This window comes from Nesterenkonia aurantiaca (assembly GCF_004364585.1).
GTDB lineage: Bacteria > Actinomycetota > Actinomycetes > Actinomycetales > Micrococcaceae > Nesterenkonia > Nesterenkonia aurantiaca.
Window position 1 is genome coordinate 529,631 of sequence record NZ_SOAN01000001.1, and the last position, 22,123, is coordinate 551,753.

General features: G+C 67.9%; 19 protein-coding genes. 3 read left to right on the forward strand and 16 right to left on the reverse strand.

Features of this window, described 5'->3' with window-relative positions; translation table 11 throughout:
• The first annotated feature begins 21 nt into the window (after positions 1–21).
• Both EV640_RS02360 and EV640_RS02365 read left to right on the forward strand, forming a co-directional pair.
• Entirely contained in the window at positions 22–432 is a 411-nt protein-coding gene (locus tag EV640_RS02360; RefSeq protein WP_133725666.1) for an arsenate reductase ArsC, read from the forward strand.
• A gap of 107 nt (positions 433–539) precedes the next feature.
• Positions 540–1,643: an HhH-GPD family protein gene (locus EV640_RS02365; protein ID WP_243832195.1), complete on the forward strand. Its 1,104-nt coding sequence runs from the start codon at positions 540–542 to the stop codon at positions 1,641–1,643.
• Here EV640_RS02365 and radA read toward each other — a convergent pair.
• On the reverse strand, positions 1,593–3,017 hold the full coding sequence (gene radA, locus EV640_RS02370) for a DNA repair protein RadA (RefSeq protein ID WP_036474611.1): 1,425 nt from the start codon (positions 3,015–3,017) through the stop codon (positions 1,593–1,595). The genes EV640_RS02365 and radA overlap by 51 nt on opposite strands.
• Positions 3,018–3,116: 99 nt before the next feature.
• On the opposite strand from radA, the gene EV640_RS02375 reads away from it, so the two are divergent.
• Positions 3,117–3,575 (forward strand): DUF3817 domain-containing protein, encoded by a 459-nt coding sequence (locus EV640_RS02375; protein ID WP_036474612.1) that lies wholly within the window; start codon positions 3,117–3,119, stop codon positions 3,573–3,575.
• 82 nt (positions 3,576–3,657) lie between these two features.
• Here EV640_RS02375 and EV640_RS02380 read toward each other — a convergent pair whose 3' ends face one another.
• The 15 genes from EV640_RS02380 to EV640_RS02450 form a co-directional block, all read right to left on the reverse strand.
• Entirely contained in the window at positions 3,658–6,174 is a 2,517-nt protein-coding gene (locus tag EV640_RS02380) for an ATP-dependent Clp protease ATP-binding subunit (RefSeq protein WP_036474613.1), read from the reverse strand.
• A gap of 214 nt (positions 6,175–6,388) precedes the next feature.
• Positions 6,389–6,691, reverse strand: coding sequence for a histone-like nucleoid-structuring protein Lsr2 (locus EV640_RS02385; RefSeq protein ID WP_036474614.1), 303 nt, complete (start codon positions 6,689–6,691; stop codon positions 6,389–6,391).
• A 251-nt stretch (positions 6,692–6,942) separates the two neighbouring features.
• Complete coding sequence (locus tag EV640_RS02390; RefSeq protein WP_133725667.1) at positions 6,943–7,131, reverse strand: hypothetical protein; 189 nt, start codon at positions 7,129–7,131, stop codon at positions 6,943–6,945.
• Positions 7,132–7,210: 79 nt separating this feature from the next.
• On the reverse strand, positions 7,211–8,740 hold the full coding sequence (gene lysS / locus EV640_RS02395) for a lysine--tRNA ligase (protein ID WP_133725668.1): 1,530 nt from the start codon (positions 8,738–8,740) through the stop codon (positions 7,211–7,213).
• A gap of 174 nt (positions 8,741–8,914) precedes the next feature.
• Entirely contained in the window at positions 8,915–10,915 is a 2,001-nt protein-coding gene (locus tag EV640_RS02400) for a M13 family metallopeptidase (protein ID WP_133725669.1), read from the reverse strand.
• 9 nt (positions 10,916–10,924) lie between these two features.
• On the reverse strand, positions 10,925–11,866 hold the full coding sequence (gene panC / locus EV640_RS02405; RefSeq protein WP_133725670.1) for a pantoate--beta-alanine ligase: 942 nt from the start codon (positions 11,864–11,866) through the stop codon (positions 10,925–10,927).
• A 164-nt stretch (positions 11,867–12,030) separates the two neighbouring features.
• Positions 12,031–12,957, reverse strand: a complete 927-nt coding sequence (locus tag EV640_RS02410; RefSeq protein ID WP_166645817.1) for a Rossmann-like and DUF2520 domain-containing protein — start codon at positions 12,955–12,957, stop codon at positions 12,031–12,033.
• A complete protein-coding gene (locus EV640_RS02415) occupies positions 12,947–14,923 on the reverse strand; it encodes a PH domain-containing protein (protein ID WP_133725672.1) in 1,977 nt (658 codons plus the stop codon). The genes EV640_RS02410 and EV640_RS02415 overlap by 11 nt, the downstream gene beginning before the upstream one ends.
• An 8-nt stretch (positions 14,924–14,931) precedes the next feature.
• Positions 14,932–15,444, reverse strand: coding sequence for a PH domain-containing protein (locus EV640_RS02420; RefSeq protein WP_036474747.1), 513 nt, complete (start codon positions 15,442–15,444; stop codon positions 14,932–14,934).
• Entirely contained in the window at positions 15,425–15,988 is a 564-nt protein-coding gene (locus EV640_RS02425; protein WP_133725673.1) for a DUF3180 domain-containing protein, read from the reverse strand. Before EV640_RS02425 ends, EV640_RS02420 begins: the two co-directional genes overlap by 20 nt.
• Positions 15,985–16,962, reverse strand: a complete 978-nt coding sequence (gene folK, locus EV640_RS02430) for a 2-amino-4-hydroxy-6-hydroxymethyldihydropteridine diphosphokinase (RefSeq protein ID WP_133725674.1) — start codon at positions 16,960–16,962, stop codon at positions 15,985–15,987. Before folK ends, EV640_RS02425 begins: the two co-directional genes overlap by 4 nt.
• 4 nt (positions 16,963–16,966) lie before the next feature.
• The gene (folP, locus tag EV640_RS02435; protein WP_133725675.1) at positions 16,967–17,791 is read right to left on the reverse strand and encodes a dihydropteroate synthase; all 825 of its coding nucleotides are present in this window, start codon (positions 17,789–17,791) and stop codon (positions 16,967–16,969) included.
• A 29-nt stretch (positions 17,792–17,820) separates the two neighbouring features.
• On the reverse strand, positions 17,821–18,426 hold the full coding sequence (gene folE / locus EV640_RS02440; RefSeq protein ID WP_036474753.1) for a GTP cyclohydrolase I FolE: 606 nt from the start codon (positions 18,424–18,426) through the stop codon (positions 17,821–17,823).
• A complete protein-coding gene (ftsH, locus tag EV640_RS02445) occupies positions 18,419–20,380 on the reverse strand; it encodes an ATP-dependent zinc metalloprotease FtsH (RefSeq protein ID WP_133725676.1) in 1,962 nt (653 codons plus the stop codon). The genes folE and ftsH overlap by 8 nt, the downstream gene beginning before the upstream one ends.
• A 145-nt stretch (positions 20,381–20,525) precedes the next feature.
• Positions 20,526–21,944 carry a 2-hydroxycarboxylate transporter family protein gene (locus EV640_RS02450; RefSeq protein ID WP_133725677.1) on the reverse strand — a complete coding sequence of 473 codons (1,419 nt, stop codon included), beginning with the start codon at positions 21,942–21,944 and terminating at the stop codon, positions 20,526–20,528.
• Between the last annotated feature and the right edge of the window lie 179 nt (positions 21,945–22,123).

A 22,123-nucleotide genomic window follows, 5' to 3' on the forward strand; every position in this document is an offset into this window, starting at 1 on the left:
CAAGCCCTCGGAAGGAACACCATGAGCACCTACAAGCCCACAGTCCTCTTCGTCTGCGTCCACAACGCAGGGCGCTCCCAGATGGCCGCCGGTTTCCTGCGTGAACTCGCCGGGGACACCGTGCAGGTCTACTCCGGGGGCACTCAGCCCGCGGATTCGGTGAACCCCGTGGCGGTGGAGGCCATGGCCGAGGTCGGCATCGACATCTCCAAGAACATTCCGGACAAGCTGTCTCCGGTCACCGTCCAAGACTCGGACGTGGTGATCACCATGGGCTGCGGGGACGACTGCCCGTTCTACCCCGGCAAGCGGTATGAGGACTGGCAGCTCGATGACCCGGCAGGGCAGGGAATCGAGACCGTCCGTGTGATCCGCGATGACATCCGCACCCGTGTGCAGGAGCTGATCGGCAGCCTGAACGTGCAGGCCTGAACCGGCGCCGTCGCAGCAGGTTCGCCACGGCACCCCAGCGCAGCGATCGCCAGAGCACGGCATCATCGCCGGAGCAGCGGTTGCCGGGAGTCTCTAGACTCATGGCGATGAGACCCACCGCCGAGCCTGCCGCCAGGACAACCCTCGCCAGCCCGATGAACTCCGCTCGCGAGGGATCCCTCCGCCCGGAGATCGGCTTCACCCCGGAGCCCACGCTGGTCCACGAGCGAGTGATCGAGTGGTTCGAGGGCAACGCCCGCCCGCTGCCCTGGCGGGAGCCCGACTGCACCCCGTGGGGGGTCATGGTCAGCGAGATCATGCTGCAGCAGACCCCGGTGGTGCGGGTGCTTCCGCGCTGGGAGCTCTGGATGCAGCGCTGGCCGAAGCCGGCTGATCTCGCCGCGGCCCCGACCTCAGAGGTCCTCACCGCATGGGACCGGCTGGGGTATCCACGTCGCGCGCTGCGCCTGCAGGCCGCCGCGCAGGCCATGGTGGAGCGCCATCAGGGCGAGGTGCCCCGCACCGCCGCCGAGCTGCGCGCACTGCCGGGCGTGGGTGAGTACACCGCCGCCGCGGTGGCCTGCTTCGCGTTTCTGGAGCCCGAGGTGGTGGTGGACACCAATATCCGCCGGGTCCACGCGCGTGCCTTCACCGGGCACGCGCTGCCGGGCAAGACCTACACCTCGGCGCAGCGTCGGCTCGCCCACGAACTGATGCCCGCCGCTGAGCCCGACGACGGCGCCACCGCCTGCGCCTGGAACGCCTCGGCCATGGAGCTGGGGGCGCTGATCTGCACGGCTCGCGCCCCACAGTGCCAGGCCTGCCCCGTGGCGGACCTCTGCGCATGGCGGGCCGCCGGGTCACCTCCGGCCACGCAGGAGCAGCAGACCCGAGGCCAGGGATGGGCGGGCACGGACCGTCAGGTGCGTGGGGCGATCATGGCGGTGCTGCGCACCGGAGAAACCGTGGGGCGCACCGAGCTGCTCGACGAGCTCCCGCTTCCCGACGCCTCCCAGGAGCAGCGGAGCCGCTGCCTGGACTCGCTGCTGCGCGACGGCCTGGCCGCCGATGATGCCGGGCAGATCAGCCTCCCCGGAGCGCAGGGTTCGGCCTCTCAGGGGCCCGGCGGGCCCGTCGCCGGGCAGACGGCAGGTACCGGGTCAGCCGGACTGGCCGCCGTCGAGCACCAGGCTCAGCGCCTCGGTGAGTGAACCGACCTCGCGGACCCGCATTCCCTGCGGGGTGGCCTCCTTCTCCGTGCCGGTGGACTTCCGCGGGACGATGGCATGGGTGAAGCCCAGCCGCTGGGCCTCTTCGAGGCGCTGGCGCAGACCCGGAACCGGGCGGACCTCACCGGCGAGGCCCACCTCGCCGAAGGCCACGAACCGGTTCGGCAGCGGCTTCTCCAGCGCAGCGGAGGCCACGGCCAGGGCGATGGAGAGATCTGCCGCCGGTTCGGTGATCTTGACCCCGCCCACGGTGGCCACATAGGCCTCGGACTTCATCAGCGCCGTGAGCTTGGCGCGGCGCTGCAGCACCGCAAGCAGCATCGAGACCCGGGGTGAGTCCAGACCGGAGACCGCCCGGCGGGGCTGGGACGCCTGTGATTCGGCCACCAGCGCCTGGACCTCGGCGGTGAGTGGCCTTCGACCCTCGAGGGTGATGGTGATGCAGGTCCCGGGGACACGTTCGGTCATCGCCGAGACGAAGAGCCCGCTGGGATCTGCGAGCGAGGTCAGACCGTCCTCGTTGAGATCGAAGCAGCCCACGTCATCGGTGGGCCCGTAGCGGTTCTTCACCGCGCGCAGCAGCCGCAGCCGGGAGTGCCGGTCCCCTTCGAACTGACAGACCACGTCCACCAGGTGTTCAAGCATCCTGGGTCCGGCGATGCTGCCGTCCTTGGTCACGTGCCCCACCAGGATGGTGGTCATGTTCTTGCGCTTGGCGGACTCGATCATCGAGGCGGTGACCTCGCGGATCTGGGTGACCCCTCCGGGGGCACCGTCGATCTCGGCCGAGGAGAACGTCTGCACCGAGTCCATGATCGTGAGCTGGGGCGAGAGCTTCTCCACCTGGCCCAACGCCTGGCCCAGGTCGGATTCGGCGGCGAGATAGAGGCCCTCGGAGATCGCGTCGATGCGCTCGGCGCGCTTCTTCACCTGCGCGGCGGACTCCTCACCGGTCAGATACAGCACCGGGGAGTCTGGGTGGGCCCGGGCCACCGCCGAGGCCACCTGCAGCAGCAGCGTGGACTTCCCGACACCGGGCTCGCCGGCCATCAGGATCACCGCGCCGGGCACCAGCCCTCCACCGAGCACCCGGTCGAGCTCGCCGATGGAGGTGGGTCTGAACTCCGCCTCGGAGGCGTCGACCTCATGGATCACCCGGGCGGGCTGAGCGAGCTGACTGGCCGCCGTCGTCCTGGCGGTGACCTGGCCCTTCTCCTCCACAGAGCCCCAGGCCTGGCACTCCGGACAGCGGCCGACCCACTTGACCGTCTGCCAGCCACATTCAGTGCATTCGAAGGACGGGGACCCTTTGGACCGGGACTTCCCCGTGCTCCGTGACGCGGTGCGAGTTGCCATAGCCCCTACGTTACCGCCGGGGCCTGACATATTCCGGCGCACCCCAGCATGAACCCGTACGATGCTCGGAGCCCCCTGCCCCGATGACTCTGGAGATCCGTGTTCCGCTCCCCCAAGACCTTCTTTCGCGTGCTGGCCTTCGCCGAGGCGGTCTCCTGGACCCTGCTGATCGGCGGGATGATCCTGCGCGCGACCAACGACCTGGACATCGCCGTGAGCATCGGCGGCGGCATCCACGGCTTCGTGTTCCTGGCCTACGCGGCCACCGCGGTGATCGTGGCGAAGAACCAGCGCTGGAGTGCCGGTCCCACCTCGATCGCAGTGATCAGTGCGGTGATTCCGTATGCCACGATTCCGGTGGATCTCTGGCTCAAGCGCACCGGACGGCTCGACGGGCCCTGGCGCACCGTGGCCACCGAGCATCCACGAGATCAGAGCTGGCATGACCGCGCCCTGCGGGTGCTGCTGAACCGGCCCAAACTTCTCGGCGGAGGGCTGGCGGTCGGCGTCGTCCTGGTCTTCGTGGTGCTGCTGATCATCGGTCCACCCGGGGGCTAGAGGCAGATATGAGTGAAGCGCCGCCGGATGATTCCGACGGCGCTTCACTCATATCTGGGTCAGCGCTGGCCGACCCTGGGACTCAGCCCTCGATGGCGGCGGGTGTTTCGGCGGCCTCGATCTGATCCTGCGGATCGTGCCACTCGAAGGTGAGCTTGCGCTCCTTGCCCTCGCCCTCGACGCCGATCGAGATGCCGGCACCGTGGGGGATCTCGCCGTAGAGGATCCGCTCGGAGAGCTCGTCCTCGATCAGGGTCTGGATGGTGCGGCGCAGCGGCCGGGCACCCATCGCCGGATCGTAGCCGGTCTCGGCCAGGAACACTCGAGCCGGCTGGGTGACCTCGAGGGTCATGGCCTGCTCGGCGAGCCGGGAGCGGAGTCGGTTCACGAACAGATCCACGATCTGAACGATCTCCTCCTGCTTCAGCTGCGGGAACACGATCGTGTCATCGACTCGGTTGAGGAACTCCGGCCGGAAGTGCTGGCGCAGCTCCTGGCTGACCGTGGCCTTCATCCGCTCGTAGTTCGTCGTGGTGTCTTCACTGGAGGTGAAGCCGGTCATCACACCCTTGGAGATGTCCCGGGTGCCGAGGTTGGTGGTCATGATGATCACGGTGTTCTTGAAATCCACGACGCGCCCCTGGGAGTCGGTCAGGCGACCGTCCTCCAGGATCTGCAGCAGCGAGTTGAACAGATCCGAGTGGGCCTTCTCGACCTCGTCGAAGAGCACCACCGAGAACGGACGGCGACGCACCTTCTCGGTGAGCTGACCGCCCTCCTCGTAGCCCACATAGCCTGGAGGGGCTCCGAAGAGCCGGGAGACCGTGTGCTTCTCGGAGAACTCCGACATGTCCAAGGTGATGAGCGCGTCTTCGTCGCCGAAGAGGAACTCGGCCAGAGACTTGGCCAGCTCGGTCTTGCCGACGCCGGTGGGCCCGGCGAAGATGAACGAACCGGAGGGCCGGTTGGGGTCCTTGAGGCCGGCGCGAGTGCGGCGGATCGCCCGGGAGAGCGACTTCACGGCCTCGTCCTGACCGATGACCCGCTTGTGCAGCTCCTCCTCCATGCGACGGAGGCGGTCCGACTCCTGCTCGGTGAGCTTGAAGACCGGGATGCCGGTGGAGAACGCGAGGACCTCCGCGATCAGATCGGCATCGACCTCGGCGATCTCGTCGATCTGTCCGGACTTCCAGGCGTCTTCCTTGGCCTGGCGCTCTTCGACGAGCTTCTGCTCCTTGTCGCGCAGGCTGGCGGCGCCCTCGAAGTCCTGGGCGTCGATGGCGGATTCCTTCTCCCGCCGGACGTCTTCGATCTTGGCGTCGAACTCCTTGAGCTCCGGCGGCGCGGTCATCTTCTGGATCCGCAGCCGGGCGCCGGCCTCATCGATCAGGTCGATGGCCTTATCCGGGAGGAATCGGTCGTTGATGTACCGGTTGGCCAGTGAGGCGGCGGCTTCCAGGGCCTCCTCGGTGATGGAGACCTTGTGGTGGGCCTCGTAGCGGTCACGCAGTCCGCGCAGGATCTGCACGGTGACCTCCACGGAGGGCTCCGCGACCTGGATCGGCTGGAAGCGGCGCTCCAGCGCAGCGTCCTTCTCGATGTGCTTGCGGTACTCATCCAGCGTGGTCGCACCGATGGTCTGCAGCTCACCGCGGGCCAGAAGCGGCTTCAGGATGTTCGCGGCGTCGATCGCACCCTCGGCCGCACCTGCGCCGACCAGGGTGTGGATCTCGTCGATGAAGAGGATGATGTCTCCGCGGGTGCGGATCTCCTTGAGCACCTTCTTCAGGCGCTCCTCGAAGTCACCGCGGTAGCGGGAACCGGCCACCAGGGACCCGAGGTCCAGGGTGTAGAGCTGCTTGTCCTTCAACAGCTCCGGCACATCGCCGTTGACGATCGCCTGGGCCAGACCCTCGACGACGGCGGTCTTGCCGACACCGGGCTCACCGATCAGCACCGGGTTGTTCTTGGTGCGTCGGGAGAGCACCTGCATCACGCGCTCACGCTCGTAGTCACGGCCGACCACCGGGTCCAGCTGCGCCTCTCGGGCTGCAGCTGTGAGGTTGCGACCGAACTGATCGAGCACGACGGATCCGGCCGGGGTGCCTTCATTCGCACCGCCCTGGCCGACTCCGGCGCCTGCCTTCTCCTGGCCGCCTCCGGAATAGCCGGAGAGCAGCTGGATGACCTGCTGGCGGACCTTGTTCAGGTCAGCATTGAGCTCCACGAGCACCTGAGCTGCGACACCCTCGCCCTCGCGGATCAGGCCCAGCAGAATGTGCTCGGTGCCGATGTAGTTGTGGCCCAGCTGCAGCGCCTCGCGCAGCGAGAGCTCCAGGACCTTCTTCGCGCGCGGGGTGAAGGGGATGTGGCCGCTCGGCGCATTCTGCCCGGGCCCGATCTTCTCCTGCACTTTTTCGCGCACTCCGGTGAGGGAGATGTCCAGCGACTCAAGGGCCTTGGCCGCGACACCCTCACCTTCATGGATCAGGCCGAGCAGAATGTGCTCGGTTCCGATGTAGTTGTGGTTCAGCATGCGTGCCTCTTCTTGGGCAAGCACAACCACGCGCCTGGCGCGATCAGTAAATCTCTCGAACATAGCCACAGACACTCCTAGCGTTGGTGCTCTGCTCCCAAGGCTACGGGCATCGAGCGGTCCCGTCGCCGCTGTTCGCCGTAGGGAAAAGTTCTGCCCCCTCGACAGCGGCGCCGAGCCTGACAGCAGAGAAGCCCGGACGCAGCGTGATGCTGCGTCCGGGCTTCTCGACGACCTCGGCCGATCGTCTCCGCGGCACCGCGAGCGGTGCGCAGGATCAGCGCTTCTTGGCGTTTCGGTAGGCCTCCACGATGTCGCGGTGCAAGCGACCTCGGCTGGAGACCTGATAACCGTTCTTCACGGCCCAGTCACGAATCTGACGGGCTTCATTCTGCGGGGAGGGCGGGGCAATGGCCCGACCCTTGCGGATGTACTTCTTCAGCGTCTCGCGCAGCTCTTTCGCGTGCTCTTCACTGAGGTCAATCTCATAGAAGCGGGAGTCCAGTCCGAACGTGACCGTCTCCTTTGCCTCACTGCCGTCAAGATCATCGACGAGAACTACTTCTACCTTCTGGGCCATCTCATATACCTCACTGCTCACTCACACGTCGAGACTCAATGGGCTTCATCTCTTGCGACGCTTTTCGCTGCGATAGATCAAGAACGATCTATGTGAAGCTAAGTATTTCAAGAAATACAATTGGCGGTCAAGCCGGATAGTTTTTGGCTTCCATGGACCCGGAAGATGATTCTCGTTGGGAACCAGTTTCTCAACCGAAGACAGTCATGACTTTGTGCTTCACGCCACGAATTCGGCGGTGAGCCAGGAGTTCAGCTGCGTGGCGCAGCAGGCGGTTCGTCGCGCTTAAACCCTTGATCAGAGGCCTCTTCGCGGGCCTGAGTCTCGGCCGCACGCTCATTTCGGTCGGCCCGGAATATGGCGCGGATGGCAAGCCAGAAGACCAGCCCGACGCCGATGGAAGGGGCGAGAACTTCGAAGTACGTCCAGAAGTTTTCCATTACATTCCTTGCTTGCACTCAGGTTGAAAAAACGTCGTTCGCGGTGCTAATCATGCTACGTCTTTCGACGGCAAAACGTTCAAGCCTGTGCTTCAGGTTTCAGCAGCGGGAAGAGAATCGTCTCGCGGATGCCGGTTCCCGTGAAGAGCATCACTAGACGATCGATGCCCAGACCGATTCCGCCCATGGGCGGCGCACCATATTCCAGGGCTCGCAGGAAGTCCTCGTCGTGCTGCATGGCCTCGTCGTCACCGGCGGCGGCCATTCGGGCCTGCTCCATCAGGCGCTCTCGCTGTAGGACCGGGTCCACCAGCTCGGAGAACGCGGTTCCGCGCTCCATGCCCCCGATGATCAGGTCCCAGGCTTCGATGACGCCGGGCTTCTCGCGGTGGGCGCGGGCCAGTGGCTGCGCCGCGGGCGGGTAGTCGCAGACGAAGGTCGGCTGGATCAGCGTGGGCTCGACGATCTCGCCGAAGAGCTCGATCACCAGCTTCTGCGCATCCCAGGCCGGGTCCACGGAGACCTCGTGTGCCGCGGCGACGGCGCGCAGCCTCTCGGCGGAGGTCGCAGGGGTGATCTCTTCTCCCACCGCCGCGGAGAGACCGGGGTAGACCGAGACCCAGGCCCACTCGCCGTCGAGGTCGATGACGCCCTGATCCGTCTGGATCTGACGACTGGATCCGGCGGCGTCTGCGGCATTGAGAATCATCTCGCGCATCCGCTCGGCCATCACGTACATATCCGCCCAGGCCTCATAGGACTCCAGCGTGGTGAACTCCGGGGAATGCGTGGAGTCCACCCCTTCATTCCGGAAGACCCGGCCGATCTCGAAGACCCGGTCGATGCCGCCGACCACGGCGCGCTTGAGGTAGAGCTCGGTGGCGATACGCAGCGTCATGTCCTGGTCGAAAGCGTTCAGATACGTCTGGAACGGCCGCGCCTGGGCGCCGCCGTGGATCAGCTGCAGCATGGGGGTCTCGACCTCCACGTAGCCGCGATCATGCAGCGTGTCGCGGATGGAGCGGGTGATCGCGGCCCGACGGAACACCATCTGCCGCGCCTCGTCCCGGACGATGAGATCCGCATAGCGCTGACGCACCCGGGTCTCCTCGTTGAGCTCCGCATGCAGCACCGGAAGCGGTCGCACCGCCTTGGAGGCGATCTCGAAGGAGCTCGCCATGATGGAGAGCTCGCCGCGGCGCGAGGCGATGACCTCGCCGCTGACCCGGACGTGGTCACCAAGGTCCACCAGCGCCTTCCAGTCCGCGAGCGCAGCCTCCCCCACCTCTGCCAGGGAGATCATCGCCTGCAGCCGGACCCCGCTGCCGTCGGGTCCACCCTCCTGCAGCGTGGCGAAGCAGAGCTTGCCGGTGTTGCGCACGAACATCACGCGCCCGGTCACCGCCACGGTCTCCCCGGTAGAAGCCCCGGGCTCCAGGTCCGGGAAGCGCTTGCGGATCTCGGCCAGCGAGGCCGAACGCTCCACGGTCACCGGATAGGGCTGGACCCCGGCGGCGAGCAGGCGCTCGCGCTTGTCCAGGCGCACGGCGCGCTGGTCGTTGGTGTCAAGGTCATTGGCGCCGGAGGCGGCGGAGTTCTGGGCAGTCACAGTCCGCCATTCTACGTGCCGTGCGCACCGACCGGATCGCCCCGCGTCACCGGGTCACCGGGTCACCAGGTCGCCGCGTCACCGGGTCACCGGGTCACCGGGTCGCCGCGTCACCGGGTCACCGGGTCACCGGGTCACCGGGTCACCAGGTCACCGGGTCACCGGGTCACCGGGTCACCAGATTGTGACGCGCTCCTGCGGGGGCAGGTGCATCCCGTCCCCGGGCTGGGTCTGGAACGCGGCGTGGAAGGCGTCGAGGTTCTTGACCACCTGGGTGGCGCGGAACTCCGCCGGCGCGTGCGGATCGATGCTGATCAAGGTGACCGCTCGCTCGGGACGGGTGAGGTTCCGCCAGGCCTGGGCCCAGGCGAAGAAGAACCTCTGGTCGGCGCTGAGGCCCTCGACCTCGGTGGCTTGCGCACCCTGCGCCTGCAGCCACACCCGGTAGGCCTTATGCGCGATGCCCAGACCACCGAGGTCACCGATGTTCTCCCCCAGCGTGAGTTCGCCGTTGACCGTGTGCTCCGGCGCCTGCGAGGGGGTGAGCGCACTGTACTGCTCGACGAGCTTCGTGGTGCGCTCCTCGAAGGCACTGCGATCAGCCTCGGTCCACCAGTTGCTCAGCGAGCCGTCGGCGCCGTAGCGCGACCCCTGGTCGTCGAAGCCATGACCAAGCTCATGGCCGATCACGGCGCCGATGGCGCCGAAGTTCTGCGCCATGTCCCGCTCGGCGGAGAAGAACGGCGGCTGCAGGATCGCGGCCGGGAAGCAGATGACGTTCTCCAGCGGCGAGTAATAGGCGTTGACCGTCTGAGGATTCATGTGCCACTCGTCAGGGTCCGGTCCCTCGTCAAGCTTGGTGATGTCACGCTCCCATTCGAACGCCGCGGCCCGGCGGACATTGGCCACCACGTCCTCGGGGTCCACCTCGACGCTGGAGTAGTCGATCCAGCGCTCGGGGAAGCCGACCATCGGCTTGAACGCGTCGAGCTTCTCCAGCGCGCGACCCTTGGTCTCCTCCCCCATCCAGCTCAGCGCGCTGATCGACTCGCGGTAGGCCTGGATCAGCGCATCGATCAGCTCATCCATCGCGGCGCGTGCCTGGGGCGGGTAGTGCCGGGCCACATAGATCTGAGCCACGTCCTCGCCCAGGTGGGCGTTGGTCAGCGCGACCCCGCGCTTCCAGCGCTCCTTGAGCTGCTGGGCCCCGGAGAGCCGCTTGGAGTAGAAGTCGAAGTTCTCGTTCACCAGCTCCTCGTGCAGCAGCGGGGCTGCCCAGCGCAGCAGCTGCACCCGCAGCCAGAGCTTCCAGGTCTGCAGCGGCTGGGTGGTCAGCGCCGCCTGCATCCCAGGGAGCACCTCGGGCTGAGCAAGCACCAGCTGTTCGGTGTGCTGCGGCTGCAGGCCCCAGCCGGCGAACGCCTCGCGCAGCAACGGCATGAGCGTCTCGGCCTCATCGTCGGTGACCAGGTTGTAGCGCTTCTGCGCATCACGCAGCGTCACCTTGTCCCAGTGCTCGGCGGCGATGACACCTTCGAGGGCGACGACGGCGGCGGCGGCCTCGGCGGCCTCATCGACTCCGCTGAGCTCGAGCACCCGCGCCAGATGGTCCTGGTATGCCGCGAGGATCTCGGAGAGCTTCTCCTCGCGGTAGTACGACTCGTCGGGCAGGCCGAGGCCGGACTGCATCACGTGCCAGAGCATCCGCGTGGGGTCCCCGGCGTCGCGCATGGATCCGGCGACGAAGATCCCGTCCACCCCCTGGCGCTGCCAGGCGGCGGAGAGCCGGACGAGATCCTCCACGGTGCTGACCGCCTCAAGCTTCTCCAGCATCGTCTGGATCGGGGTCAGTCCGCGCCGCTGGGCGGCGTCTGCGTCCATGAACGAGGTATAGAAGGCCCCGATCCGGGCGGCGATGCCCTCACCGGCGCCCTCGAGCTCCGCAGCCTCGAGGTTCCCGGCTGCGGCCTGCTCCAAGATCTGGCGCACATCTGCCTCGGCCCTGTCGCGCAGCTCATGGAAGGACCCGTAGGCGTCCATGTCGGCGGGGATCTCGGCGGTCTTCAGCCATTCGCCATTGACATGGCGCTGCAGGTCATCCTGCGGGCGCACGTCGTGGTCGATGTACGGGAAGGAGGCGTGTGCGTTCGGGCTGCTGCTCGCGGTGTCGGTCATGGCTCAAGCCTACTCCCGGGGCTGTGACCTGCCCGGAGTCAACATGACGTTGTCGATCAGCCGCACCGGGCCGACCCGGGCGGCGATCAGCGCCAGCGCCGGCCCACGCAGGATGCCAAGCCGATCCAACAGCGCGCCGCCGGGCTGAAGCTCCTGAAGCGAGCCGGGGTCGACGACGACCAGGTAGTCCAGCTCCACGCCCTCGGCCGAGCTGAGCTCCGCGACCTGATCTGCCAGCCCCAGCGCGCGTCCAGAGGCGGCGTCCTCGCGCAGCGCGAAGAGCGCGGCGGGCAGGGCGAGCGCGGCGGCGTATTCGGTCTCGTCCAGACGCTGATTCCGGCTGGAGCGGGCGAGTCCAAGCTCATCGCGCACCGTGGCTACGGTGCGGATGTCCACGGGAAGGTTCAGGTCCTCGGTCATCCGGGTGATGATGGCGACCTGTTCGGCGTCCTTCGCACCGAACCAGGCCTGCAGCCGGGCCGGCGCCGGGGGGCCCATGATGTTGAAGAGCTTGGCCACCACGGTGACCACCCCGTCGAAGTGACCGGGCCGCGCGGCCCCCTCCCAGCGCCTTCCCAGCTCCCCGGCACTGACCCGCACCAGCGGGGCGCGGGACTCGCCGGGGTACATCGTGGCGATGTCGGGGACGAAGACCAGGTCGGCCCCGTGGGCACCGAGCAGCGCGACGTCGAGCTCCGGCGTGCGCGGATAGTGCAGGTAGTCGGACTCGTCGTCGAACTGGAGCGGGTTCACGAAGATCGAGGCGATCACGATGTCCGAGGCCTCTCGGGCGGCGTCGATGAGGACGGCATGCCCGGAGTGCAGCGCGCCCATGGTCGGGATCAGCCCCACGGTGGGTGCGCCTGAATGTTCACGGACGTGGGCGGCGACGGCCTCGGCGAGCGCGGCGCGGAAGCTGGCAACGGTGGTCAGGACCTGCGGTGGAGTCACCGGGACAGTCTAGGTCCGCGCGCCGAGTGCGCATCTCCTGACGGATGCTGGGCCCGCTTGTGGGCCTCGGGCCGTTTGTCGCATCCCTATGCCATGTCCCATCGCTATTTCCATCCATAGCGATGGGACATGGCATGGGGATGCGACAGTTTCAGGTGGGCGGCTCAGGCGTCGAGGACTTTGAGCAGCTCGGCGGCCTTCACGGCGGTGATCAGGCTGCGGTCGAGCGCACGCTGGGTGGTGGCACGAGCCATGGCCATATAGGCCGTGCGGATGTCGGCGGGCAGCTCGGAGCCCGCCAGCAGCTGCACGTGGTGCCGGAGCGTGCCGACGTCGCCACGGGCCACGGGTCCGGTCAGCGCACCCTCCCCCGAGGCCAGCGCGTTGTCCAGCGAGGCCTGCATCAGCGGGCGCAGCACGGTCTCGGCGCGCTCCACCCCGATCCGGTGCAGCATCTCGGCGGACTGGCCGGTGATGGTGTTCAGGTGGTTCGAGGCGTGCGCCAGCGCTGCGTGATAGGTCAGCCGGTCGGCCTCCTGGATCACCACCGGCTCCCCGCCCATCTCCACCACCAGCGCCTGCGCGATCGGCAGCACCGGGCCCGGGGCGGTGACCCCGAAGGCGCAGGTATGCAGCTTCTGCAGGTCCATGCTGAGCCCGGTGAAGGTCATCGCCGGGTGGATCGCCAGCCCGATGGCGCCGTTGCGCTGCGCGGGGGCGAGCACCTCGGTGCCGTAGCGGCCGGAGGTGTGCACGATCAGCTGACCTGCTTGGATGTGACCGGCCTCGGCAAGCCCGGCCACCAGCTCGGAAAGGGCGTCGTCGGGCACCGCGAGCAGCACCAGCTCGGCCCGGCGCATGATCTCCGGGATCTCCAGCACCGGCACCCCGCCCAGCAGCGATTCCGCACGGTTGCGGGAGTCCGCGGATACCGCATGGGCGCCGATCACCGAGTGCCCAGCCCCGCGCAGCGCCGCGCCCAGCACCGAGCCGACCTTCCCGGCCGAGATCACACCGATGCCGAGGCGACCTTCCCGCTGGGAGGGCGGGAGCTCCGCGGCGTAGGGGTCCACGGGCTGCTCAGCGGTCACGGGGGTCCTGTTCCTGGTGGGTCTGCGGGGATGCGGGGTTCTCCGGGCCGGTGTGATGCAGCGGCTCTGCGGCGTGGTCCGGGACGGTGGGGTCGGTCGGGATGGTCGATACCGGAGATTCCCCGGCGGCGGCTGCGTCCGGTGCGGCCAGCGCCTCGGCGGCCTTGCGTTCGAACTCGCGCAGCTCCTCGGGGCGCATCCACTGGTTGCGGTCGCTGTAGCGCCGGGCCTGGGCGGCATGGTCTGATTCGTATTCGAAGAGGTCCTTGACCGCGTCGAGGTCCTGGTTCTTCAGCTTCGCCGCGAACGGGCCGGCCGGCGAGTGGATGAAGATGTCGGCGATCGACCGACGGCGCTGCAGCGGGCCCTGGGTCAGGCTCAGCGACTGGATCCGCTCATGCGGGATCATCGTCAGCTGCCGGGAGGCGCGACCGTCGCGGAACATCAGCGCGGTGGGAGTGGTGCGGAACCCGCGACGACGGCGCACGATCGGGTCGAAGAACCGGGCACGACGTGGCACCTCGGTGTAGCCCAGTTCGGTCCCCGTACCCGTGAGCCCGGCGGTGAACACCTCCTCGGGGTTCTCCACCTGCAGATCGGGGAACATCTCCGCGGCGGTGACCATCACGTCGTCGAGCCGACCCACGGGCAGCAGCACCGAACGCTTCTCTCCGATGCCGTAGCCGGCCACGGTGACCACGATCCTGAACCACTTGAACGGACGCCAGAGCACCGGCTGCTGGATCTGCAGCGCCTGCACCCGGCCCGGCGGAATGGTCTGATTGGTGGTCTCCAGCAGCCCATAGCGCACGCGAAGCCCCGAGCTGGTGGCGGTGGAGGTGAAGCCGAAGCCGGAGCTGAACTGCTGGTAATAGATGGTGACGGCAGCGAGGCCCATCGGGATGACCGCCGGGAGTCCGACGCCGGTGAGCACAGCCCAGATCGAGACCGAATCCGCATCGGAGCCGACGGCCAGACCGATCCCGACCGCCACCATCCCCGTGACCAGGATGACCAGCACGAAGACCGTCCCCCAGCCGCTGAGCACCGAGCCGATCAGCCTCCCGGTGGGGACCTTGGCGATCAGCCGGTCCTGGCGCGCGGTGCCATGGGACTCCGAGGTCGGACCGGCGGCGTAGGGGTACTGCGCGCTGGAGTAGGGGTATTGCGCGCTGAAGGGGTCATAGGACTGAGCCGGTTCCGCATGGCCGGGGTATGCGTGATCGGGGTCTGCGTAGTCAGGGCCCGCGGGACCCAGACCCGCGTCACCGTGCGCCTGCCCGGCACCCTCGGCCGCGGTGAGGGGCTCGCCCCTGCCGGACGCGCGGTCCATGATCTCGGAGCGCAGCTCTTCGGCCTGGGTCTTCTTCAAGAACGCCAGGGTGGCGGCGGTGCCGTCGCCCTCTGCCACCTCGAACTTGAGCTCGGCGAGGCCCGTGAGTCGGGCGAGCAGCGGCTGGCGCAGGTCCACGGCCTGGACGCGATCGATCCGGGCCTGGCGGTGCTGGCGCACGAAGATTCCGGACTTCACCATCACGTGATCAGAGGTGATCTTGTAGCGGGTGAACCACCAGGAGAGCACGAAGCTGGAGAAGATCAATGCGATCACCAGCAGCACGCCGCCGGCGCCGAGCAGGAACGGCGTGGGGTTGGACTCCACATTCCGCTGGATCTCGCCGCTGCGGAACGCCTCCCAGGCGTCCATCCAGCTCTGCCAGTTGTAGCTGAGGAAGATGCCGGGGATCGCGATGACGGCGAGCCCGCCGCGCACGATCGGGCTCAGCGGGTGGACCTTGGTCCAGCTCGCGTCGAACCACCGCTCAGAGGTGCCCTTGGACTCCTCAGCGGCGTGCTCCCCAGCCGCGCGTCCCTCTGCGGCCTGGTTCGCGGCCGCGCGGTTCGAGGCCGCCTGGTTCGCGGCGGCCTGGTGCGCGGCGGCCTGGTTCCCGGCGGTGCGATCGTCCATGCCCCGACTCACAGACCGGCCAGGCGAGCCTGGCCACGGACGGAGAGTTCTTCACGCAGCCGCGCGCCCTCCTCGCGGGAGGCGCCCGGGATGACGGCGTCGGTGGCCGCGGCCGCGGTCTTCAGCTGCACGGTGCACAGGCCGTAGCGGCGCATCAGCGGACCGGCCTCGATGTCGACGTACTGCAGCCGCCCGTAGGGCACCGCAACCACCCGCTGGAAGAGGATCCCACGGCGGATCAGCAGATCATCGGCACGCTCGTGGTAGCCGATCGCTCGGATCCTTCGCGGAATCAGCCAGAGGTCCGCTGCCGCCCAGCTCAGCACCACGGCAGAGACCAAGATCTTGATCCACAGCGGGATGCCGCTGAAGACGCCGATCGCGTCGAGCACGATCGGGGTCGCGATCACCGCCAGGGTGATCACCCAGCCGAGGATCCCAGTGATGTACTTCACGGTGATGTAGCGCTCGTCGACTCGGGTCCAGGTGACACCTGTGGGATCAATGGGTTCCGCGGGCATAGCCCTCCTCCGGTATCGGTCCTGTGTTGCGTTCGGGCTTTCCGCGGTGCCGCTCTCCCAGCGGGTTCTCATCCGTTGGGTTCTCGTCCGGCGGGATCCTGCAGAGCAGCTCGACGACAAACCCAATGATCACCCAGATCATGCCCCCCGTGATCATCAGTAGGGATGAGTTCACGTTCGGGGCGCTCAGCGCCGCGGCGGGCACCAGGTCACCGAGGATACCCGCATGCCAGCCGGCGATCAGCGCGCCGGCATAGGCGCCGGCCTGCCCTGCGGTCAGGACCCGGACGGCGTGGAGCGGGTGCAGGCTGCGCTGGCCGCGCCGGCCCTTCGCTGCGGCCGAGGCGATCCGGCGCTGATCGCGCCAGACCAGCAGCCCCAGGGTCAGCACGATCAGGGCGATCCCGAGCAGGGTCACCAGAGACGTGCGGGGCAGGACCGGGGAGCCCATCCCCTGGGCAGACATGTAGACAGTGGTGATGAACCCGACCAGGGCGCTGTGGGCTGCGATGATCAGCAGGCGCAGCGCCGAGAGTCGGCTCATCGGACGCTCTCCAGCCGTTCCACGCTCTTCGCGTCGGCGGCCTGCCGGGCGAGCTCTGCCACGGGCGTCCCGTCCAGCTGAGCCCGCGGGTCCATCCAGGTCCAGGGGACCAGGACGAATCCCCGGATCCCGGCTCGCGGATGCGGAACCTGGAGCGTGATCGAGGAAATCCGCGCGCGGCCGTAGGTGATGATGTCGATGTCCAGCGTGCGCGGGCCCCAGCGGACCTCGCCGTTCTCCACACCGCGGGCCCGGTGATGGTCCTGCTCGATCGCCTGGGTGCAGGCCAGCAGCGCATGCGGGCTCAGCGTGGTGCTGACCTCGAGCACCTGGTTGTGGAAGTCGGGCTGTCCTGCCGGCCCGCCCACAGGGCTGGTCCTGGCCAACGGGGACGCTCGGAGCACCCGCACCGCCTCGGCACGGTCCAGTGCGGCGACTGCCGAGGCCAGCGTCACGGCGGATTCTCCGAGGTTGGATCCCAGCGCCAGCACCGCGGTGACCTCCCCCGCGGGAGCGGCCTCAGGGTCCAGGCTGGGTCCCGGCTCCGCGGCGGACACGGAGTCCGTCGCGTGGTCTCCCGCAGCAGGGAGATCGCTGCGGTCCCGGCGGGCGGTCACCGAGACGTCTTCGAAGGTCTGGGCCAGCGGGGCCTGCGGCTTGTGCACGGTGATCTCCGCCGCGAGCAGACGCTGATCGGTGGCCAGGATCTCTCGAGCCAGGTGATCGGCGAGGGCTTCGATCAGGTCGAAGGGCTCGCCGGTGATGGCGGCGTGGATTAGCTCCGCGATCTCCACATAGGAGACGGTGTCGGGGAGGGCGTCGCTGCGGCCCGCGGCGCGCAGGTCCAGCGTGAGCTCGGCGTCGACCCGGAAGATCTGACCCTCGCGCTTCTCGAAGTCGAAGACCCCGTGGTGGCCGGTGGCCGTGAGTCCGGTGAGCCGGATGGTGTCACGGGGGCTGCTCCTGCTGGACATTGTTCTACCTTCTCAGCTTGGAGATCACTTGCACAGCATCTCGGCTTCCCTGCACGTCATGGACCCGGACGCCCCAGACCCCTGCCTGGGAGGCCAATGCGGAGAGCACCGCGGTGGCGGTGTCTCGGGCGCCCTCGGAGGTGACCGAGCCGAGGAACCCCTTGCGGGAGGCGCCGAAGAGCACCCGGTGCCCGAGCCGGACGAAGCTCTCCAGGCTGCGGATCAGTTCCCAGTTCTGCTCGTGGGTCTTGGAGAACCCGATTCCAGGATCCAGGATGAGCTGTTCGCGGCGGGCACCGGCGTCGAGATATCGGTCCCGCACGGCGAGCAGCTCTGCTGCGACGTCTTCGAGCAGCGACTCGTATTCGGTCAGGGACCCCATGGTCTGGGAGTCGCCGCGGTTGTGCGTGATCACGATCTGCGCCCCGGATTCGGCGATCAGCTCCGGCATCGCAGGATCGGTGAGCGCGCCAGAGACGTCGTTGATGGTCAGTGTCCGCGGATCCAGGCCGCAGCGATCCGCGCATTCCAGTGCGGCCAGCGCGGTGGCCGCTCGTCTGGTGTCCACCGAGACCGTGATCCCGCAGCCCAGCAGCTCCTCGAGCACCGGCAGGATCCTGCGCTGCTCCTCGGCCACGGGGGTGGGCACCGCGCCCGGTCGGGTGGATTCCCCGCCGACGTCGATCAGGTCGGCCCCGGTCTGGGTCATGCGCAGCGCCTCGGTGACCGCAGCCGCCACATCGGGGCTGCCGGCGCCGTCGTCGAACCGGCCGCCGTCGGAGAAGGAGTCCGGGGTGAGGTTCAGAATCCCCATGATGGAAGTGCTCATCTGGCTCTCCGATTCAATCAGGCGGGTTGTTAGCGGGGTCGTCCGTGGAGCATCAGGCTCATCGCCTCGGCGCGGGTGGCGGGGTCGCGGAGCTGTCCGCGCACCGCGGAGGTGATGGTCCGGGCCCCGGGCTTGGAGACTCCGCGCATGGACATGCACAGATGCTCGGCCTCGACGACGACCATGGCACCGCCCGGGGTCAGGTGCTGGACCAGGGCGTCGACCACCTGGGTGGTGAGCTGCTCCTGGACCTGCGGGCGCTTGGCGAAGATGTCGACCAGCCGGGCCAGCTTGCTCAGGCCGGTGACCCTGCCCTCCGGGGAGGGGATGTAGCCGATATGGGCGTGGCCGAAGAAGGGCACCAGGTGGTGCTCACAGGTGGAGTAGAACGGGACGTCGCGGACCAGCACAAGCTCCTCGTGCCCGATGTCGAAGGTGGTCGACATCAGCTCCGCAGGATCCTCGCGCAGCCCCAGGAAGGCCTCCTCATAGGCCCGGGCCACCCGGGCGGGCGTGCCCTTGAGCCCCTCGCGCTCCGGATCCTCGCCGACGGCGAGCAGGATCTCGCGCACCGCCGCCTCGATCCGCGGCAGGTCCACCGGCTCGGTCAGGGGTGGTCCGGGGTGCTCAGGCATCGGAGTTCTCGCCGCCGAAATGGTACTCCGGGTCCCGCTCGTTCTCCGGCACCACCTCGGAGGTGATGGTGACCGGGCGCCCCGGTGAAGACTCCCAGACCTGGCGGACCGGGCGCTTGATCACGTCATGGAAGATCGCGGCGACCTCCTTCGCGTTGAGCGTCTCCACGCGGAGCAGCTCCTCGGCGAGGCGGTCCAGCACATGGCGATTCTCGTGCAGCGCGTGATAAGCCTCATCGTGGGCCTCGTCGATGATGGCGCGGATCTCGGAGTCGATGATGGCGGCGAGGTCCTCGGAGTACTCCTTGCTCTGGGCCATCTCGCGGCCCAGGAACGGGCTGGAGTCCCCGGAGCCGAGCTTCACCGACCCGACGCGGGCGCTCATGCCGTATTCGGTGACCATGCGGCGCGCGGTCTCGGTGGCCTTCTGGATGTCATTAGCGGCCCCGGTGGAGGGGTCGTGGAAGACGATCTCCTCGGCGACCCGGCCGCCCATCGCGTAGGCGATGGTGTCCAGCAGCTCGTTGCGGGTGGTGGAGTACTTGTCCTCTTCCGGCACGACCATGGTGTAGCCCAGGGCGCGTCCGCGCGGCAGGATGGTGATCTTGGTGACCGGCGCGGAGTAGTTCAGCGCGGCCGCGACCAGCGCGTGTCCGCCCTCGTGATAGGCGGTGACCCGGCGCTCGTGGTCCTTCATCATCCGGGTCCGCTTCTGCGGTCCGGCCATGACCCGGTCGATGGCCTCGTCGATCGCGCGGTCATCGATCAGGTCGGCGTTGGAGCGCGCGGTGAGCAGCGCTGCCTCGTTGAGCACGTTGGCCAGATCCGCGCCGGTGTAGCCGGGGGTCTTGCGGGCCACGGCCTTGAGGTCGACGTCTTCGACCATCGGCTTGCCCTTGGCGTGGACCTCGAGGATCGCGCGGCGTCCGGCGAAGTCGGGAGCCTCCACCGGGATCTGCCGGTCGAAGCGCCCGGGGCGCAGCAGCGCCGGATCCAGCACGTCGGGACGGTTGGTGGCGGCGATGACGATGATGTTGGTGTTGGCGTCGAAGCCGTCCATCTCCACCAGCAGCTGGTTCAGCGTCTGCTCGCGCTCGTCGTTGCCGCCGCCCACGCCGGCGCCGCGCTGGCGGCCCACGGCGTCGATCTCGTCGACGAAGATGATGGCCGGGGCGTTCTCCTTGGCCTGTTTGAAGAGGTCACGCACCCGGGAGGCGCCGACGCCGACGAACATCTCGACGAAGTCCGAGCCCGAGATGGAGTAGAAGGCGCCGCCGGCCTCGCCGGCCACGGCCTTGGCCAGCAGCGTCTTGCCGGTGCCGGGGGCGCCGTAGAGCAGCACGCCCTTGGGGATCTTGGCCCCGAGGCGCTGGAACTTCTCGGGCTCGGAGAGGAACTCCTTGATCTCGTGGAGCTCCTCCACGGCCTCCTCGGCGCCGGCGACGTCGCCGAAGGCGACCTGGGGCATGTCCTTGTCGAACATCTTGGCCTTGGACTTGCCGAACTGCATCACCCGGGAGTTGCCTCCGGACATGCGGGTCAGCAGCCAGATGAAGAGCAGCGCGATGATCAGGAAGGGGATCATGAAGCCGAGCATCGAGAGCAGCCAGTTCGACTGCTCCGGCTCATCGGTGTAGCCCTCGAGGTCAGCATCGGCGATGGCCTCGACCACGGTCTCGGCGCGAGCCGAGGAGTAGAAGAAGTGGACGACGTCGCCGACTTCCTGCCCGTCCTGCTCATAGGGAGAGCTCAGGTTCAGGTCGACGCGCTGGTCGCCGTCCTCCAGGGAGGCCTCCACGACCTCACCCTCGGCGAGGAGCTCCATGCCCACGTTGGTGTCCACCCGCTGGCCGTTGGCCGAGGAGGAGAACATCATCGGCACGACCAGCAGCAGCAGCACCACTGCCAGGACGATCCAGAACAGTGGCCCGGTGAAGATCTTCTTGAAGTTCATGCAGCTCCGTCAGACGCAGATATACCTAGCATCTAAAGGTACTCGGGCTCGAGGTGATGGGGCTAACCCGGAGTGACCAAGTTCGCCTCCGGGAGAACTTGGCCTGCCAGGCCTCCGGCGAGCAGCGGGGTTCGAAACCCCCGGGTCAGCCGATGATCGGGATCAGCAGTGAGACCGTGAGCAGCACCAGGGCCCCGCCGATCCGGGAGGAGACCTGCAGGAACGGCATCAGCTCGAGCCGGTTGGCCGCGGAGACCACGGCGACGTCCCCGGTGCCGCCCATATCGGTCATGCCCATGCCGATGGCGATCGATGTCTCGGCGTAGTACATCTTCACCAGCCAGCCCAGCGCACCGGAGACCAGGATCGCCACCACCACTGCCAGGGCGACGAGCACCGGGTAGCGCCAGTCGGAGAGCAGCCGGCCGAGCTCGTCGAACTCGAAGAACGTGATCGAGATGCCCACCAGCAGCGCCGGGGTCAGCGTGGAGGAGACGAACCCGAACCAGCTCGAGACCGCATCCTCGAAGGAGGCCGGCATCAGGCCGAAGATCTTGATCGCGGCGGCCAGCAGGATGGTCCAGGCGTAGGCATGCAGGCCCGGGACGAACTCGGCGATGATGCTGCCGGCCAGGAAGAGCGTGGCGGCAAGGGTCAGGCCGACGACGAGCACGTTGAACGAGCCGCTGGTGGGCTTGGCCTTCGCCTTGAACTGATCCGTGCTGCCTTCGACTCGGACGATCTGTCCGTTGCCGTTGAAGCCGACGAAGAACTGCTGGCCCTTATAGGTGATGCCGTTGAAGATGCCGGCACAGAAGATGGTCAGCACATTGGCGATGATCACCGCGGGGATCAGCTGGGCCACATAGGCGCCGGCGTCGCCGCCCATCTGCTCGGAGTAGATCCCGGACATCGGCACGATGCCGGCCCCCACGCCGCCGCCCATGATCGGGGCCGCCACGAAGAGCACCGCATCACGCAGCCCGAAGCCCAGCGCGGCTCCCACCGCGCCGACCACCAGGAAGACCGTGATGATGGTGCCGATCAGCGGCACCGCGATCCTTGCGCCGGCCTTGAGCAGCAGCGCCCGCGGCATCCCCAGGATGGAGCCGGCGATCAGGCTGGCGACGTAGAAGTCGATGAAGCCGATCTCGGATCCGTCGGTGAAGATCTCCATGTTCTCCGCCAGCGCCGCCGGGAACCAGCCGAGGTGCAGCAGGATGGCAGGGGTCAGGATGCACAGCACGGTGGGCAGGCCGTAGTTGCGCAGGCCCGGCACCCGTCCGCCGATCCAGTTCAGCGCCGCGCCGACCAGGATGACGACGGCGAAGCCGGCAAGCATCGTGTTCGGCAGCACGCCCAGGCCTGCGCAGAGCAGGATCACGCCGAAGAGCAGCGCGAACCAGCCGATGGGCAGGCCCATGATGCGGGTCCAGCTCTCTGGGCGGTCGAACTCCGCACCGGGCTCCGGGGCAGCCGGGGGAACCGAGGCCGCGTTCCCGGGGTTCTCGCGGGAGGGGATCCCGCCTGGAAGCGTCTCAGAGGGAGATTCTGCGGGCTTCATTGCCCGCGATTCGGTCTCGCCGCGCACGTGTCTCCTCGAAAGTCTCGGATGCCTGACCACGCGGGCGCACTGCCTGTGTGTGGCACGTCACCGGTGTGACCAGGGTTACGCTACTTTGCATTTTATAAAGTATCAACTGAATGGAGCCCGGACCGGGTGGCGAGGTCGCCGGAAGAGCA